At 60.6% G+C, this 14,759-nt stretch carries 15 protein-coding genes; 11 read left to right on the top strand and 4 right to left on the bottom strand.

Going from position 1 to position 14,759, the window contains the following annotated elements:
• Positions 1-83 precede the first annotated feature (83 nt).
• The 3 genes from ftcD to XX99_RS26125 form a co-directional block, all read right to left on the bottom strand.
• Complete coding sequence (ftcD, locus tag XX99_RS26135; RefSeq protein ID WP_050062323.1) at positions 84-1,025, bottom strand: glutamate formimidoyltransferase; 942 nt, start codon at positions 1,023-1,025, stop codon at positions 84-86.
• Positions 1,026-1,171: 146 nt separating this feature from the next.
• Positions 1,172-1,903 carry an acyloxyacyl hydrolase gene (locus XX99_RS26130; protein WP_156186220.1) on the bottom strand — a complete coding sequence of 244 codons (732 nt, stop codon included), beginning with the start codon at positions 1,901-1,903 and terminating at the stop codon, positions 1,172-1,174.
• 92 nt (positions 1,904-1,995) lie between these two features.
• The gene (locus tag XX99_RS26125) at positions 1,996-2,745 is read right to left on the bottom strand and encodes a YebC/PmpR family DNA-binding transcriptional regulator (protein WP_050062322.1); all 750 of its coding nucleotides are present in this window, start codon (positions 2,743-2,745) and stop codon (positions 1,996-1,998) included.
• Between the two features lie 461 nt (positions 2,746-3,206).
• Here XX99_RS26125 and XX99_RS26120 point away from each other — a divergent pair, with 461 nt between their 5' ends.
• Both XX99_RS26120 and XX99_RS28255 read left to right on the top strand, forming a co-directional pair.
• A complete protein-coding gene (locus XX99_RS26120) occupies positions 3,207-3,599 on the top strand; it encodes a BlaI/MecI/CopY family transcriptional regulator (RefSeq protein ID WP_050062321.1) in 393 nt (130 codons plus the stop codon).
• Entirely contained in the window at positions 3,596-4,933 is a 1,338-nt protein-coding gene (locus XX99_RS28255) for a M56 family metallopeptidase (RefSeq protein WP_050062320.1), read from the top strand. The genes XX99_RS26120 and XX99_RS28255 overlap by 4 nt, the downstream gene beginning before the upstream one ends.
• A gap of 46 nt (positions 4,934-4,979) precedes the next feature.
• On the opposite strand, the gene recN is transcribed toward XX99_RS28255, so the two are convergent.
• Positions 4,980-6,662: a DNA repair protein RecN gene (gene recN, locus XX99_RS26110; protein ID WP_050062319.1), complete on the bottom strand. Its 1,683-nt coding sequence runs from the start codon at positions 6,660-6,662 to the stop codon at positions 4,980-4,982.
• 274 nt (positions 6,663-6,936) lie between these two features.
• Between recN and XX99_RS26105 the strand changes: the two genes are divergently transcribed.
• The 9 genes from XX99_RS26105 to XX99_RS26065 all read left to right on the top strand — a co-directional run bounded on the left by XX99_RS26105 (position 6,937) and on the right by XX99_RS26065 (position 14,613).
• A complete protein-coding gene (locus XX99_RS26105) occupies positions 6,937-7,719 on the top strand; it encodes a MotA/TolQ/ExbB proton channel family protein (protein ID WP_050062318.1) in 783 nt (260 codons plus the stop codon).
• Entirely contained in the window at positions 7,703-8,134 is a 432-nt protein-coding gene (locus XX99_RS26100) for an ExbD/TolR family protein (protein WP_050062317.1), read from the top strand. Before XX99_RS26105 ends, XX99_RS26100 begins: the two co-directional genes overlap by 17 nt.
• A gap of 13 nt (positions 8,135-8,147) precedes the next feature.
• Entirely contained in the window at positions 8,148-8,960 is an 813-nt protein-coding gene (locus XX99_RS26095; protein WP_050062316.1) for an energy transducer TonB, read from the top strand.
• Positions 8,961-9,029: 69 nt separating this feature from the next.
• The gene (gene tolB / locus XX99_RS26090) at positions 9,030-10,385 is read left to right on the top strand and encodes a Tol-Pal system beta propeller repeat protein TolB (protein ID WP_050062315.1); all 1,356 of its coding nucleotides are present in this window, start codon (positions 9,030-9,032) and stop codon (positions 10,383-10,385) included.
• 102 nt (positions 10,386-10,487) lie between these two features.
• Positions 10,488-11,264: a peptidoglycan-associated lipoprotein Pal gene (pal, locus tag XX99_RS26085; RefSeq protein WP_050062446.1), complete on the top strand. Its 777-nt coding sequence runs from the start codon at positions 10,488-10,490 to the stop codon at positions 11,262-11,264.
• A gap of 158 nt (positions 11,265-11,422) precedes the next feature.
• The gene (locus XX99_RS26080; RefSeq protein ID WP_050062314.1) at positions 11,423-12,337 is read left to right on the top strand and encodes a tetratricopeptide repeat protein; all 915 of its coding nucleotides are present in this window, start codon (positions 11,423-11,425) and stop codon (positions 12,335-12,337) included.
• Between the two features lie 46 nt (positions 12,338-12,383).
• Entirely contained in the window at positions 12,384-12,596 is a 213-nt protein-coding gene (locus tag XX99_RS26075; RefSeq protein WP_050062313.1) for a hypothetical protein, read from the top strand.
• Positions 12,597-12,684: 88 nt separating this feature from the next.
• Positions 12,685-13,494, top strand: a complete 810-nt coding sequence (locus XX99_RS26070) for a tetratricopeptide repeat protein (RefSeq protein ID WP_184084633.1) — start codon at positions 12,685-12,687, stop codon at positions 13,492-13,494.
• A 48-nt stretch (positions 13,495-13,542) separates the two neighbouring features.
• Positions 13,543-14,613, top strand: coding sequence for a dihydrodipicolinate synthase family protein (locus XX99_RS26065; protein ID WP_050062311.1), 1,071 nt, complete (start codon positions 13,543-13,545; stop codon positions 14,611-14,613).
• Positions 14,614-14,759 lie beyond the last annotated feature (146 nt).

Here is a 14,759-nt window from a genome sequence, read left to right as displayed (position 1 = left end):
CAACCGTAACTATCTTTACTTTATCGGTCTAAATTCTAGTTTCTATCTATTTATGTTAGCTATGACAGTTTCTATCCCAGTTTTTATCTTAGACCCGGATTGGAAGACTTCGTTTCTGGCCACGCTTTTGGACTCTGCAACTTTCGTTCCAGAATCTTCTCTTCCGGGTCGAATTCATGAAAAAGACGCAGCCATTCGCTTTCCTGCTCAGCGGCAGCCAGCGGAATCAGGCCGATCAGCTCTCCGCGCACCGGTTCCACGCCAAAACGGGCCGCTTTATCTCTTACCGCGGCGTACACCTGGCTCACCGGCGTCTGCCGGAAGTCGGTGATATTCATCGAGATCTGCGCCTCGCCGTGGGCCAATACCCCCATAGCTTTAACGCCGGTAAGGCCCCCACCGGATGCACGGACTTCGCGGGCAATGGCCCGAGCTTTAGCCACATCGGAGGTGTTGAGATAGAGGTTGTAGGCGATCAGGAAGCGCCGCGCGCCCACAGCCGAAGCTCCGGCCGTAGGATGCAGCTCCGGGCCGCCGACGTCGGGACGCCGGGCAACCTCACGCCGGACCGCATCTCTCAGGCCTTCGAACTGGCCGCGACGTACATCTTCGAGCAGCGCCCGGTCGGGCCGGGCCGCGGCCGCTTCATAGAAATAAACCGGGATTCCGTGCCGGCTCCACAATGCCGCTCCAGCCTGCCGGGCGAACAGCACGCACTGCTCCAGCGAGATATCCCGGACGGGAACGAAGGGGATCACGTCGGCCGCACCGATCCGCGGGTGGACGCCCTGCTGCGAGGTGAGATCGATCAGCTCGGCCGCTTTGCCGGCTCCGCGCACTGCCGACTCAACTACCGCCGCAGGCGGTCCGACGATCGTCACCACGGAGCGGTTGTGATCGGGGTCGAGCGAATAATCGAGCAGGGAAACGCCGTCGACCGCCATCGCGGCAACAATGGCTTCCACGACGGCCCGATTCCGGCCCTCGGAGAAGTTCGGCACGCATTCGACAAGCGGATCGGACATGTGGACTCAGGGTATAGCGTGTAGGGTACAGGGTTTAGGGTGGGAGGGTGTAGAAAACTAAGCATCGGCCAACAGGGTTTGCGGCCGTCACGTTTCTCCGATGAGCAGCCTACACCCTAAAACCTATCCCCTATACCCTGCTTTTTTCATTTCCACCAGCTATAGCCGATCTGGAACTGCACGCTTGCATTGATACCGGGATTGCGATCTCCGAGCGAGGCACTGGAGATGTGGATGGCGTTCGCGGCAAAGTCGATCGACTGCCGCGGCTTCACGAAGTAGTGAAAGCCGACGCCGAATTGCGGAGTGAAATTGAAGACGCTGGTTGCGCCCGGCGTGCCGTGCTGCACCAGAATGTCCGGCGGATATTTGTGCGTGGTGTAAACCAGTCCGCCCGCGCCCTGCAGCCATGGAGCCAGCCGCTTCCTGGGCTTGAGATCCCAGCGCAGGATGATGGGCGTGATGCTCGCGCCCGTAAAGGTTCCACCGCCGTAGGGCAGAACTTGCGAGCCCAGATACTGGCCGCTCTGGCTGTAGATTTTTGTCGATGCGGAATGAGGCCCGGGGGTGAACGACTGCCAGTAGGGCATGATCTCGCCGGCGTATTCGAATTGTCCGCGCAGCAGGCCGGGCAGATGCTCATCTGTAATCACTTTGCCCAGGCGCACGCCGGCAGAGGTGAAGGTGAAATCGTCGCGATCGCCCTGGCCGAGTCCGCCCTGAAAGAAGGCTCCGAACTCCCAGGGATCGGTGGCCATGACCGCTTTGGCCGGTGAATCGTTGGCGGGCGCCGGCGTCTGTGCCTGCGATATCTGCGTGCTCCCACAAGCCGCGGCGAAGATCGCCGCATAAAGGATAGAAAAACATCTCATGCGCATCGAGTCGTGTCGTCTCTTTCGGAAACTGATGAAAGGGGCAAAAAGAGAAGCCGCCAATCGCGGCGGCCGCTCTGACGGTAGAGTAAGCGTGGTTAGCCCGCGACCTCTTCCAGCTGTTTCGCATCGATGTCGAGGTTCGAGTAGACGTTCTGCACGTCGTCATTGTCGTCGAGGGCATCGAGGAGGCGAAGCATCTGCGCTGCAACCGCGCCTTCGAGCTTGGTGTAGGTCGAGGCCACCATGGTGATCTCGGACATGACGGTTTCGATCTTGGCGTCGCGCACTGCCTGCGCTACCGCTTCGTACGAATTCGGCTCGGTGAGGATCTCCCAGGTATCGCCTTCGTCGTTCAGGTCCTCGCCGCCGGCTTCGAGCACGATGCCCATCAGTGTGTCTTCGTCGGCTACGTCCTTGGAGACGGCAATGACGCCCTTCTTCGAGAACATGAAGCGCACCGAATTCGGCTCGCCCAGGTTGCCGCCGTGCTTCGAGAAGCTGTGGCGGATTTCGCTCACCGCGCGGTTGCGGTTGTCGGTGGTGGCGTCGACGATGATGGCGACGCCGCCCGGACCGTAGCCCTCGAAGGAGATTTCCTCGTACTGCAGGCCGGGGATTTCACCGGTGCCGCGCTGCACGGCGCGCTTGATGTTATCTGCCGGCATGTTCTCGGCCTTGGCCGCAAGGATGGCAGAGCGCAGGCGGGGATTGCCGTCCGGGTCGCCGCCTCCGGTGCGGGCCGCGATGGTGATTTCTTTAATCAGGCGGGTAAAGATCTTGCCGCGCTTGGCGTCCAGTGCGCCCTTCTTGTGCTTGATTGTCGCCCATTTGGAATGGCCGGACATAGAGACCTCAGGACTCGGTGTTGAGATGAATTTTTGCGGTAAATGCTGGAAAACAGTGCTGCTTTGAAGCAACTCCCGCAACCACGGAGTATATCAGGGCGAAGATTGATTGAAAAATAACGAGCCCATAAGGAGGCCGGTTCCGATCGGTTCGGAAAACGGACGAATGGTTCCGATGAAGCTGATCTCGGCATTGATTGGATCGGGTCTTGTTGCGCATCAGCGCCCTGCGATGACGGGCGCGCCGTCGCGCAGCCGAAAATCTATCCCTCAGAGACTAAAGCCGCGATTTGTTCGGATACGTTATGGCACAGCTAAAGCTGTTCAGTCCCTCCCAAAGATTAAGCCCCTCGAACCATGCAAACGGTCGTGCAGTGAAAAAATTATTCAACAAAGTCCTAAAGTTTTAGTTGACAAGGTCCATCTGTCAAGCCTAATGTCCTAATTCATTAGGAGGAGGCATGGCGAAAGAGTCGAAGGAGCCGAAGAAGCCCGGTCTGACCAAGCTGGAGCTGAAAATCATGCAGGTGATCTGGCGGTGCGGCAGCAGCACGGTGAGCGCCGTGCAGGCGGAGCTCGAGCCTCCGCTGGCCTACACCACCGTGCAGACGATGCTGAACATCCTGGAGCGCAAGGGGAAGCTGAAGCGCGAGCTCGAGGGGCGCGCCTATGTCTACTCCGCGAAGGTGACGGAAAACAAGGCGCTGGGGCAGGGCGTGCGCGACTTGATCGACCGCATGTTCGGTGGATCGAGCGAAGAGCTGGTGATGAGCCTGCTCAAGAACCGGCAGATCGATGCCGGGAAGCTTGCCGAGCTCACGGAGAGATACAACCGGGAGGGGGATAAGTCATGACGAATGTTGAGTCGTGGATTCTGTCCTATCTACTGAATTCCCTGTGGCAAGTTCCGCTGCTGCTGGCTGCTGGTTGGATGGCAGCGCGGTTGTTGCGACGAGCGGGAGCCTTGGCCGAGCATCGCGTCTGGGTATGCGTGCTGGTGCTGCAGAGCCTGCTTCCGGCTTGCTCTACGCTGTCATGGCAGTGGCTGCGAAATCTCATCGCACGGCTTGCCGGCTCCCGTGGGGTGGCCGACGCGAGCGTTACGGTGGTGATGGGTTCCGGCACGGGACTAGGCGGTCACAATTTTTCAGCCATGCTGTTGACGGTGGCTGCAGCCGCTTACGTCCTGGTGAGCGCTTATTTCGCCGCGCGATTTCTCTGGAGCTGGTTCCGGCTCTTGTCCATTCGAAGAGCGGCCGTACCGGTCGAGCTTACCGGCGAAGCCGCTCTTGTCTGGCAGCGTTGTTCTCAGCGGTTCAGGATCGAAGACGCATCGATTGCCGCGTCTTCCCAGGTCTTCGGGCCGGTCACGATGGGGCTCTCGCGCAGGCTGGTATTGCTGCCTGCGAAGATGCTCGCTGGTCTGCCGGAGAGCGATCTTTACACGGTGATCGCGCACGAGTTCGCGCACATTCGCCGCAATGACTTCCTTATCAACCTGCTCTATGAAGTGCTCTCACTGCCGGTGAGCTACCACCCGCTCTTCTGGTTTACGCGGGAACGCATCATGGAAACCCGCGAGATGGTCTGCGACCAGATGGCGGCTGAATTTGCCGGACCCAACGAATATGCAAGATCGCTGCTGCGGCTGGCCTCTCTGCTGTTGGAGGGGATGCCGGTCAGAGTTCCTCACGCCATCGGAATCTTCGATGCCAACGCTCTTGAAAGGAGACTTATGAAGCTGACCGAAAAGCGTAACGAGATTCGAGGTGCGCGGAGGCTGGCCATTGTGGCAACCTGCGCTCTACTCGGGGCCGGGATCTGCGGTTCGGCGCTGGCGCTGAGCATGCACGTAAGCGCAGTATCGACGGCGAATGACAGCCATCCATCTGCACCTGGCCGTATCAACGTCTCTCCCGGAGTGATGGCGGGCAATAAGCTATCCGGACCTGCTCCGCAATATCCGGAAGACGCCAAGAAGGCAAGGATTCAGGGCAAGGTGGTGTTGAATGCGGTGATCGGCAAGGACGGCGCTATAGAACAGCTGAATGTTCTCTCCGGACCGAAAGAGCTGCAGCAATCGTCGCTCGATGCGGTGCGGCAATGGACTTATAAGCCGTATCTGCTGAATGGCGAGCCCGTCGAAGTCGAGACGACAATCAACGTGATCTATACGCTCGCGAAATAGGTGCTTCATGCGGAGAGCGGCGGTTTTTCCCGCTCTCCGCAGAGCTTCAGCGGCTGGTCTTCAACATCTGTTCGGCGTGTTTGATCGAGGTTTCCGTCAGTTTCGCGCCGCTCAACATGCGCGCTACTTCTTCGGTGCGCTCGTTGTCGGTGAGCAATCGCACCGAGGTCCGGGTGCGTCCCTGTTTCTCCTGCTTCTCGATCAGAAAATGCTGGTTGGCGAAGGATGCGATCTGCGGCAGGTGGGTCACGCACAGCACCTGCTGGGCGCGCGAGAGCGCCTTCAGCTTCTGGCCTACAGCTTCCGCCGCGCGGCCGCCGATGCCGATATCGATCTCGTCGAAGACCAGCGTTCGCGGCATCTGCAGCTTCTTTTTGCCCTTGGCCGCGCCCTCTTCGACGCTTACCTTCAGCGCCAGTAACACGCGCGACATTTCTCCGCCGGAGGCGATCTCGTCGAGCGGCTTCAGCGGCTCGCCGGCATTGGTGGCGATGCGGCATTCGACGGTGTCCCACCCATAGGCGGTCCAGCTTGCGGGCTTCTCGTCGGCGAGGACGCCAATGGCGAAACGCACCTTCATGGCGAGGTCGTTGATCTGCGCCTCGGCGAGTTTCTCCAGCTTTTTGGCTGCGGCTTCGCGCTCCGCGTGCAATGCCTGCGCGGCTTCGCGATAGGCTTGCGCGGCGCGATCAAGATCGGCGCGCAGGGTCTTGAGGATCTCGTCGCGGTTCTCGATCTCGGCCAGCTTCTGTGCGACCTCCTCGCCGTGTGCGATCACATCGGCCAGCGTCGTTCCGTACTTGCGCTTGAGGCGGCCGAGAGCTGCGAGGCGGTCTTCGATTTCTGCCAGCCGCTCGGGCGACGACTGGATGCCTTCCGCGTAATCACGCACCGTCGCGCCCACGTCTTCGACGACGGCCAGCGTCGACGCGAGCTGCTGCCTGCTTTCTTCGAACTTCGCGTCGTAGCGAGCGAGCTCTTCTACCTGTTTCAGCGCGGAGCGCAGAGTGGCCTCGGCCGAGCCGGCTCCGTCATAGAGCAGGTCATAGGCAGACATCGAGGCGGCATAGAGCTTTTCCGCGTTTGCCAGTACGCGGCGCTCGGTTTCGAGAGCTTCGTCTTCGCCGGCTTCGGGCTTGATTCCTTCGATCTCGCGATGCTGAAAGCTCCACAGGTCGACCATGCGCAGCCGGTCCTGCTCGTCGCGCTCGAGGTCTTCAAGCCTGGCTTGAAGGGCGCGCCAGGCGGCGTGAGCTGCGGCGACGGAATCCGTCGACAGGCCGGCGAAGCGGTCGAGAAGCTGGCGCTGCTGAAGCTGATCGAAGGCCCCCATGGTCTCGCTCTGCGCGTGGACCAAGGCCAGCTCCGGCGCGAGCTGCCGCAGCACGGCGACGGTGGCCGGCTGATTGTTCACGTAGACGCGGGCCTTGCCGTTTTCGAGAATTTCGCGGCGCAGGATGATCTCGTCGCCGTCGGCGTCGATGCCGTTGGCTTCGAGCGTGGCCTCGGCCCCCGGGGTGCTCTCGAAGACGCAGGAGACGACGGCCTTGTCGGCTCCGTGGCGCACCACGTCCGACGAAGCCTTGCTGCCCATCAGCAAGGCGAGGGCGTCGACCAGGATCGACTTGCCCGCGCCGGTCTCGCCGGTCAGCAGATTGAGGCCCGGACCAAAGGAGGCAATGGCGTGGTCAATAACAGCGTAATTTTCAGCGCGCAATTCCAGCAGCATTCGGGTTCTCTGGGTGAATCTTCGCGCAGCATAGCAGGAGGCATGGCCGGGAGCGAAATGCGGATCGGTTTTGGAATCATGATCCTTTTCTACGTCCTTGCGCGTCTATCACTTGTATCGTAGATTCTGCGGTTTTCGCGGGAGGCTCCCGGAGTTCGAAGGTCTCACCGTATTGTTTTTCTGCCTCTCCCGGCACCGTTTGTAAAAAGTAAACGAGCAGGGAGACAACTTGGTTGGCTTCTTGAGCGTCTGGTAACGTTGAACTAAGAGCGCGATGACACCTTTGTTTGCCTGTATAGCATTTCTCCTTCTTCAGACCGACGCAGATGCCGGCGCCGCTCCTGTGACCAATAACGGCAGCGCGATTGTGGAGATGCTGCACAACAGTGGCCCCATCGCTCTCTCGGTCTTGGGCATCCTGTTGATCGCCAGCCTCTGGTCGTGGGCCATCATTCTGGGCAAGCTGGGCGGTTTCCGCCGTGCCGCAGCGCAGAGCAAGAAGTTTCTCCGTGCCTTCCGCAAGGCGACTCGCCTGCAGGAGATTGCCACGGTCAGCGAGCAGTTCAAGCCCAGTCCACTTGTCAATGTTTTCGACGAAGTTTACGAGACCTATCGCCGCCAGACCGGCGGATACGGTCCGCCGCGCAACATTGTTGCGCTCGAGCGCGCCGCGCAGACCGCATCCAGCGAATCGCTGACGCTGATGGAGAGCCGCCTCACCTGGCTCGCAACCATCGGCGCAATTTCTCCCTTCGTCGGTCTCTTCGGAACCATCATGGGCATCGTCGATGCCTTCCATGGCCTGGGACAGGCGGGATCGGCAACGCTGCGCGCCGTCGCGCCGGGCGTCTCCGAGGCATTGATCACGACCGCAGCCGGTCTGATCGTCGCCGTGCCTGCGGTTGTCGCCTACAACCAGTTCACAGCACGCTGCCGCGAATTCGGCTCGCGAATGGATGACTTCGCACGCGAGCTGCTAAACAGCATGGAAGAAGTTGCGCTCAAGCCCGGTCAGGAGCCGGTCGAGAGGGAGGCCGCACGTGGCCTTCACCAATAAAGCCGGGCACACCCAGACCGCACTCGCCGAAATCAACATCACTCCGCTGGTCGACGTTGTGCTGGTGCTGCTGGTCATCTTCATGCTCACCGCGCCCGTGCTGCAGTCGGGCATTGAAGTCGCGGTGCCCAAGACCAAGACGGTGAAGGAAATCACCGAGCAGCGGATGGTGGTGACCATCAATCGCGACTCGGAAGTTTTTCTTCAGGACAAGCCGATCAATCTGAACGATCTGACCTCGCAGCTGGCGAGCTCGGGCAAAGACCCGGCGCACCAGACGATCTATGTCGAGGCCGACGAGAAGGTTCCCTTCGGAGCTTTCGCCTCGGTGATGGACGCAGTGAAGCAGGCCGGCATCACCAACATCAGCATCGTGACCCAGCCTATTCAAAAGGGCCGGGCAGCAAGCCGGTAAGCGAGCCTCGCCTATGACAGAAAGAACGACTTTCGATCTGGAGCGCGAGCCATTTGCCGCGCCCATGGCCAAGTCGTTTGGGCTGCATCTGCTCATCGTGGTCCTGGCCGCCGGATACGCCTTTCTCGCCGGACGCATCCACGGCGCAGAATGGGGCGACAACAAGGCTCCCGGAGCTATCCAGGCGACCCTGGTGAGCTCGGCTCCTTCGATCCCTCTGCCGCAGGACACGCCGCCGACTCCGAATGTATTGGCGACCGATCAGCCTTCGCCATCGCCGGCTCCGCCTGAGCCGAAGCCGGTGCCGGTGACTCCGCCGCCGGACGCGATTCCCATTCCGGTGAAGGCGCCGCCGAAAGAAAAGCCCAAGGTAGAGAAGAAGGTCGAGCCTGCACCCAAGCATTCGCAGCCTACGCCGCTGCAGCATCGCGCGCAGTACGGCGAGGCTCCGCCTACGTCGATTCCCCATTCGCTGGCCCAAAACCAGGGTCAGACGAATCCCATCAACATCACTGGCGGCGGCACGGGCTTCAACTTTCCCTACTATGTCGGAATCATTCAGCGTAAGGTGCAGCAGGCCTGGTATGTTCGCGAAGCTGCGGGCAACACGCCGGTGGGCAGCCAGGTAAAAGTAACTTTTACCATCGCCCGTGACGGCACGCCGAGCAATATCCGCATCTCACAGTCCAGCAATTCGCCCACGCTCGACAGCTCGGCGGTTCGGGCTGTGCAGCGCATTGACAGCTTTGGTCCGTTACCCCCGGGATACAACAAGTCCAATGTTTCGGTGGAGTACACTTTTACTTACGATCAGCCGGCGCATTGAGCCTTCCATGCGTTCGTCCGCAATTGGTCCAAATCATTGGCCAACCAATCTTGTGAATGCAGAGGCACGATGAACGGTAAGTACGCGAAGTTGAAGTTCCTCCTGAATACCTTTCTTGTACTCTCTCTCCTGTTGATTCTCTCCAAATCCGCTTCGGCCCAAGACTGGGTGCGCACCGGCACGAATTTAGGGGTGCAGCGCATTCGTCTGGCTGCAGCAGACTTCAAGGCTGCCTCTGCTGACCCGCAGACTGCGCCGCTCAAGACCGTCTTCGACTCCGTCCTCTTCAGTGATCTGAAGAACTCCGGCGTCTTCGACATGGTGGCCAAGAGCATGGCTCCGGGGCAGACGCCGGGCGGCCCGCAGGAGATGAATCTCTCCGCGTGGTCCGGAGCGCCTTCGAATGCGGAGATGGTGGCTTTCGGCTCCTTCGCGGTTAATGGCGGCCAGATCACCGTGCAGGGCTTTGTCTTCGACACCAAGAACCCGCAATCGCCGCAGATTCTCGGCAAGCAGTATTCGGATACCGCGTCCGAGGAGAATGCGCGCCACATCGCTCATCGCTTTGCCGACGAAATCATCATGCAGCTCGGCGGCGGATTGAACGGCATCTGCGAAACCAAGATCTTTTATGTCTCCGGAGGACCGGGCGGTAAAGAGATCTGGTCGATGGATTACGACGGCGCGGACGCGAAGCCGGTCACTCATCTGGGAACCATCTCCATCTCTCCGCGTGTCTCGCCGGATAACTCGCGCGTAGCCTTCTCGTCGCTGGGCAAAAACGGCTGGTCGATCCGCATGTACTCGCTGGTGCTGGGGCGCATGGTGAGCTTCAGCTCGCCGGGCGGCACGACGCTTTCTCCCGCGTGGTCGAGCGATGGCTCGAAGCTGGCGCTTTCTTCCAGCCCCGCGGGTGATTCTGAAATCTACACTGCCGACGCGAGCGGCGGCTCGTTGCATCGCATCACTGCCTTTCGCGGTCCGGATGTATCTCCGGTGTGGAATCCGAAGTCTAATGCTCAGATCGCGTGGGTGAGCGGACGCACAGGCCTGCCGCAGATCTATGTAATGGATTCGGACGGAGCCAACGTGCAGCGCATGACCGATGGCGGCTATGCGACTTCGCCCTCGTGGTCTCCCAACGGACAGTTCCTCGCCTTCGCGTGGAATCGGAAGTATGGGCCGGGCGCGCCGGGCGGACAGGATATCTACATCATGGATATCGCGAGCAAGCGCTGGATTCAGCTCACGCATGAATCCGGCGCCAACGACTTTCCTTCCTGGTCGCCTGACGGACGGCACATCGTCTTTCAACGCGAGGGAGAAGGCGGCACACAGATCTGGTCAATGCTCGCCGATGGAACCGAACAGCAGCGGTTGACGACTCGAGGCGCCAATTCGATGCCCAACTGGAGCTGGAAATAAACTTACGATCGTTGACAGGCGGAGATGTTTCCGCTTGTCCTGCTTTGGTTGAACCACCAATTGGCCGCAGTGCCAAAAAACATAGCTCCCAAGGAGGAGACCGTGCACTTCGTATCGCGCAAATTCTCGTATCGTCGACTTTCATCCAACCGCTCACTCGCCCTTGCCGCCAGCCTGGCGGCGCTCGTCGCCATCTCCGGCTGCCACAAGAAGGCTGCACCGCCGCCGCCGCCGCCGCCGCTGACCAACAGTGCTCCGGCTCCGACTGCGGACATCACGGCGAATCCCACCTCGATCAACCCTGGCGACAGCGTTGTGCTTACCTGGCACACCAGCAACGCTACCAATGTGTCGATCGAAGGCATTGGCGAAGTCCCCAGCTCGGGCACGCAGTCGGTGAAGCCTGCGGATTCGACGAACTATCACCTGATCGCACGCGGCGAAGGCGGATCGACGGATGCGACGGCTCGGGTAACGGTCAATGCTCCGGCCGCCCCTCCTGCGAATAACATGTCGGAAGGCGACGTCGACGACAATCTCTTCCACCAGAACGTGAAGGATGTCTTCTACGACTACGACAGCTACGACGTTCGCTCCCAGGAGCAGTCGGTGATCTCGCAGGATGCAAACTTCCTCAATCAGCACCCGCATCTGAAGGTGGTGGTCGGCGGATATTGCGACGAGCGTGGATCGACCGAGTACAACCTGGCGCTGGGCGAGAATCGCGCCAATGCCGCCAAGCAGGCGCTGGTAACTGCGGGCGTGAGCCCGGAGCGTCTACGTACGGTGAGCTACGGCAAGGAAAAGCAGTTCTGCACGGATCACGATGAGAGCTGCTGGCAGCAGAACCGCCGCGCACAGTTCTCCGTCGACCGGTAGCGTTCTGTCATCCTGAGACCCGACGGCAGCGCCGCAGAGATGCGGTGCTGCCGTCTCACTTTGGCGAGCAGCCTTCCGTTTCACCATGTTGGGCTGTGCGCTATCGGTGGCCACGACACCATCAATTCCGCGTATTCTGCTAACGGAGAGATCAAGTTATGCGCAAGAGCCTGATACCGCTTTCGGCCGTCGCCGCACTGGCCCTTCTGCTGCCTGCCCCGCCGGCCCACGCCGTGTCCAAAGAGATGATTCAGCTGCAGACGCAGGTCCAGCAGCTGCAGGATGCGCTGCAGCATCTGCAGCAGTCGAATGACGAACGCATGGGCGTGCTGCAGCACCTCATCGAGCAGACCGCCGACAGCGTGAACCGCATGTCGCAAACCCTGAACACGCTGCAGGATCAGGTGCAGGCGCAGAACGGGCAGGGCGGAAAGGTCGACCAGATCTCCGGGCAGATTCAGGGCGTCAACGACTCGATCGATGAGTTGAAGACGCGGGTCGCCAAGGTCGACAAGTCGCTGCAGGATCTTCAGTCCCAATTGCAGAACATCAATGCGCAGCCTGCCGGAGGCGCAGCGCCTCAGACGGGGCAACCCGGTCAGCCGGCGCCGGCGGGAACTATGCAGCCAGGCCAGCCGCAAGCATCGTTGCAGCCGCAGGCTCCTCCCGTGGACCAGCTTTACCAGAGCGCGCTGCGCGACTACACCAGCGCCCGCTATGACGTAGCCACCGGCGAGTTCGGCGACGTGCTCAAGTATTATCCGCAGGACGACCTCGCCGGGAACGCCTACTTCTATCTCGGCGAAATCTCCTATCGCAAGGGCGACTATCCGACTGCCATTCAGAATTACGACGCGGTGCTCGAGCAGTTTGCCGGCAGTCCGAAGGCTCCCGCCGCGCAGCTGCGCAAGGGGCTTGCCGAGCTTGCCGGTAATCAGCGCGACGCGGGCGTTCGCGATCTGCGCAGCCTGATCCAGCGCTATCCGCAGACGCCGGAGGCGGAGCAGGCGCGCAGTAAACTGAACGGGCTGGGCGTGAAGATTGTGGCATCCAAGCCCTCCGCTTATCGCTAGACAAAATTCACAAGCGGGTCTGACGCGTTCGCATCCAAGCCAGATTATGACTGACAAAAAAATCAACCATCCCGATGCTGACGCTCACAAGGGCGCAGTCGAAAGCCAATCTCCGCACGACACTCCGGAGCGGAGCGACCTGCACAGCAATCTCGCCGACCAGCTGCCGCATCGCAGCGGTGGCAGCGATCTCGACGGCGCCGACTCGGATTTCCCCGAGCCCGGTTCGAGCCCCGAGCACAGCGGCCAGCACAAATAGAGTTCGTTTCCGGCACAGAAGTTGCGGAGACGGTCAGGATCAATCTGTGCCCCTGAGCGTGTTACCGTAACTTCGGATGAACCCTCTGTTGCAGAAGAAAATCTTTGTCATCGCGGCCTGCCTCGCCTTTGCGCTTGCCTGCGGCAGCGCTCTGAGCGCCCAAACGGCCGCTCCCGCATCGCCTTCGTCAGCCTCATCGACCCCATCGGCGGCAGCTCTTACCGAGCAGGGGCTGGCCGCGCTGAAGTTGAATCAATCGCAACAGGCGCTTGATGATTTCCAGCAGGCCTTGCAGGCGAATCCCAATGACGTCGCTGCCAACCTGCTGGCCTCGACTGCAGCGCTCAATCTCTACAAAGGCGATCTCGCCGTCCAGTACGCCGAGAAGGCGCGGCAGCTCGATCCCGATAACTGGAAGGTCCACACCACGCTGGTCGCGGCCTATGCAGCCGCGGGCAAAAAGGAGCAGCGGGATAACGAGCGCGAGACTTTGCGCAAGCTGCATGCCGACCCGCAGGCGCGCGATGCCATGCAGACTAGCGGATTTCTGCTCGAGATATTTCCCGTCAAGCAATATCGCGTTGAGGCGGTGGAGTACTTCAAGCCGGTAGGGAAGTTCCGCGTCTACTATCGCTTCGTCCTCCGCAATGCGCAAGGCAAGCGCGTCTGGCAGATCGATGCCGAGAGCAACGACTTCGATCAGAAGTCGTGGGCTGCGGCTCATCCGGAAGATGCGGCCGCAGGCAACCGCCAGTTCCAGCTGGTGGGGGACGATGCCGCGACGCACACAGACTATCGCATGTTCTCCGGCATGCCCGACTACGACCTGATCCGCAAGCAGGTCGTTACAGTGATCGAAGAGCAGACGAAGCCATTTCCGGGCGAGTCCGCTCCGTAGTTGTCCTTGGTTTTTGGGGATATTGGCCCAGCGGCTTAAAATCTTCCTATGCTGCTCGAAGGAATTTTCACTGCCGCCACCACGCCATTCGACGCGGATGGACGGATCTATTGGACCAAGCTCGAACAGAATATCGATCACTATTCGCGCACGCCGGTAAGCGGACTGGTGCTGCTGGGTTCAACCGGTGAAGCGGTGATGCTGAGCGATGAGGAATCGCGCCGGGTGCTGCGCGCCGCACGTGAGGCCGCTTCCGCAGAGAAGGTATTGCTGGCTGGTGTAGCCCGCGAAAGCTTTATCGAGACGCTACGGCTCGCTGAATTCGCCGCTGAACATCAGTACGATGCCGTGCTGGTGCGCACGCCGCATTACTACAGCCCGCAATATGGCGGAGGAAAATCGAATGCACTCGGTATCCTCACCTACTATCGCGCTCTCGCCGACCGCTCGCCGCTGCCGGTGGTGCTGTACAGCATCCCCAAGTTCACCCACTACGATCTGCCCGTCGAGGTGATCGCCGAGTTGGCGCAGCATCCCAACATCATCGGCCTGAAGGACTCGAGCGGGAATGTGCAACGCATCGCCGATGTGGTCGCCGCGACGCGCAGCATCCCTCCGCGCGAGGTGCCGGTTACATCCACCTTCACTGCATTCACCGGCCGTATGCTGCTCGAGGTGGATATGTTTCCCGGAAATTTTGTTTCGACCGATGTGCTGAGCGGAGGAGCAGCCGTCGCTGCGCCCCCCGCGCCTACGGTCAAGGGCATGCGCAAGAAACCCGTCGGCTTCCAGGTGCTGTGCGGCTCGGCGGAGCATCTGCTGCCTTCCGTCGAGGCCGGAGCGTCCGGCGCGGTGCTCGCGCTGGCCGCGTGCGCGCCCCAGGCCTGCCAGGAGATCTACATTGCGTGGAAGGACAACGATCCCATGCTGGCTGCGGAGAAACAGCAGCGCGTGGTGCAGGCTTCGCGCTACGTCAGCGGACAGCTAGGCATTCCGGGCATCAAGCACGCCTGCGATCTGAACGGATATTACGGCGGAAGGCCGCGCCTGCCGCTGCTGCCGCTTAACGCCGAGCAGCAGGCGGAAGTGGCTCGTGTGATGGAAGATGTGCGCAACTAGGAACGCCGAGCACGATCTCCTTACCGTTCAGCGGGGCATTGGCACCGCTCGGTGGAAATACTTTCCGTTGACATCGCGGAGACAAACATCTGTCGCCGTGATGGCTATAATTATCAGTAGTTAGAAAGATTGATTTCTTTCCATCC

The sequence above is a fragment of the Silvibacterium bohemicum genome, from assembly GCF_001006305.1.
Lineage (GTDB): Bacteria > Acidobacteriota > Terriglobia > Terriglobales > Acidobacteriaceae > Silvibacterium > Silvibacterium bohemicum.
The sequence above is the reverse complement of the archived record's forward strand: the minus strand, read 5'-3'. Positions and strand labels throughout refer to the sequence as shown.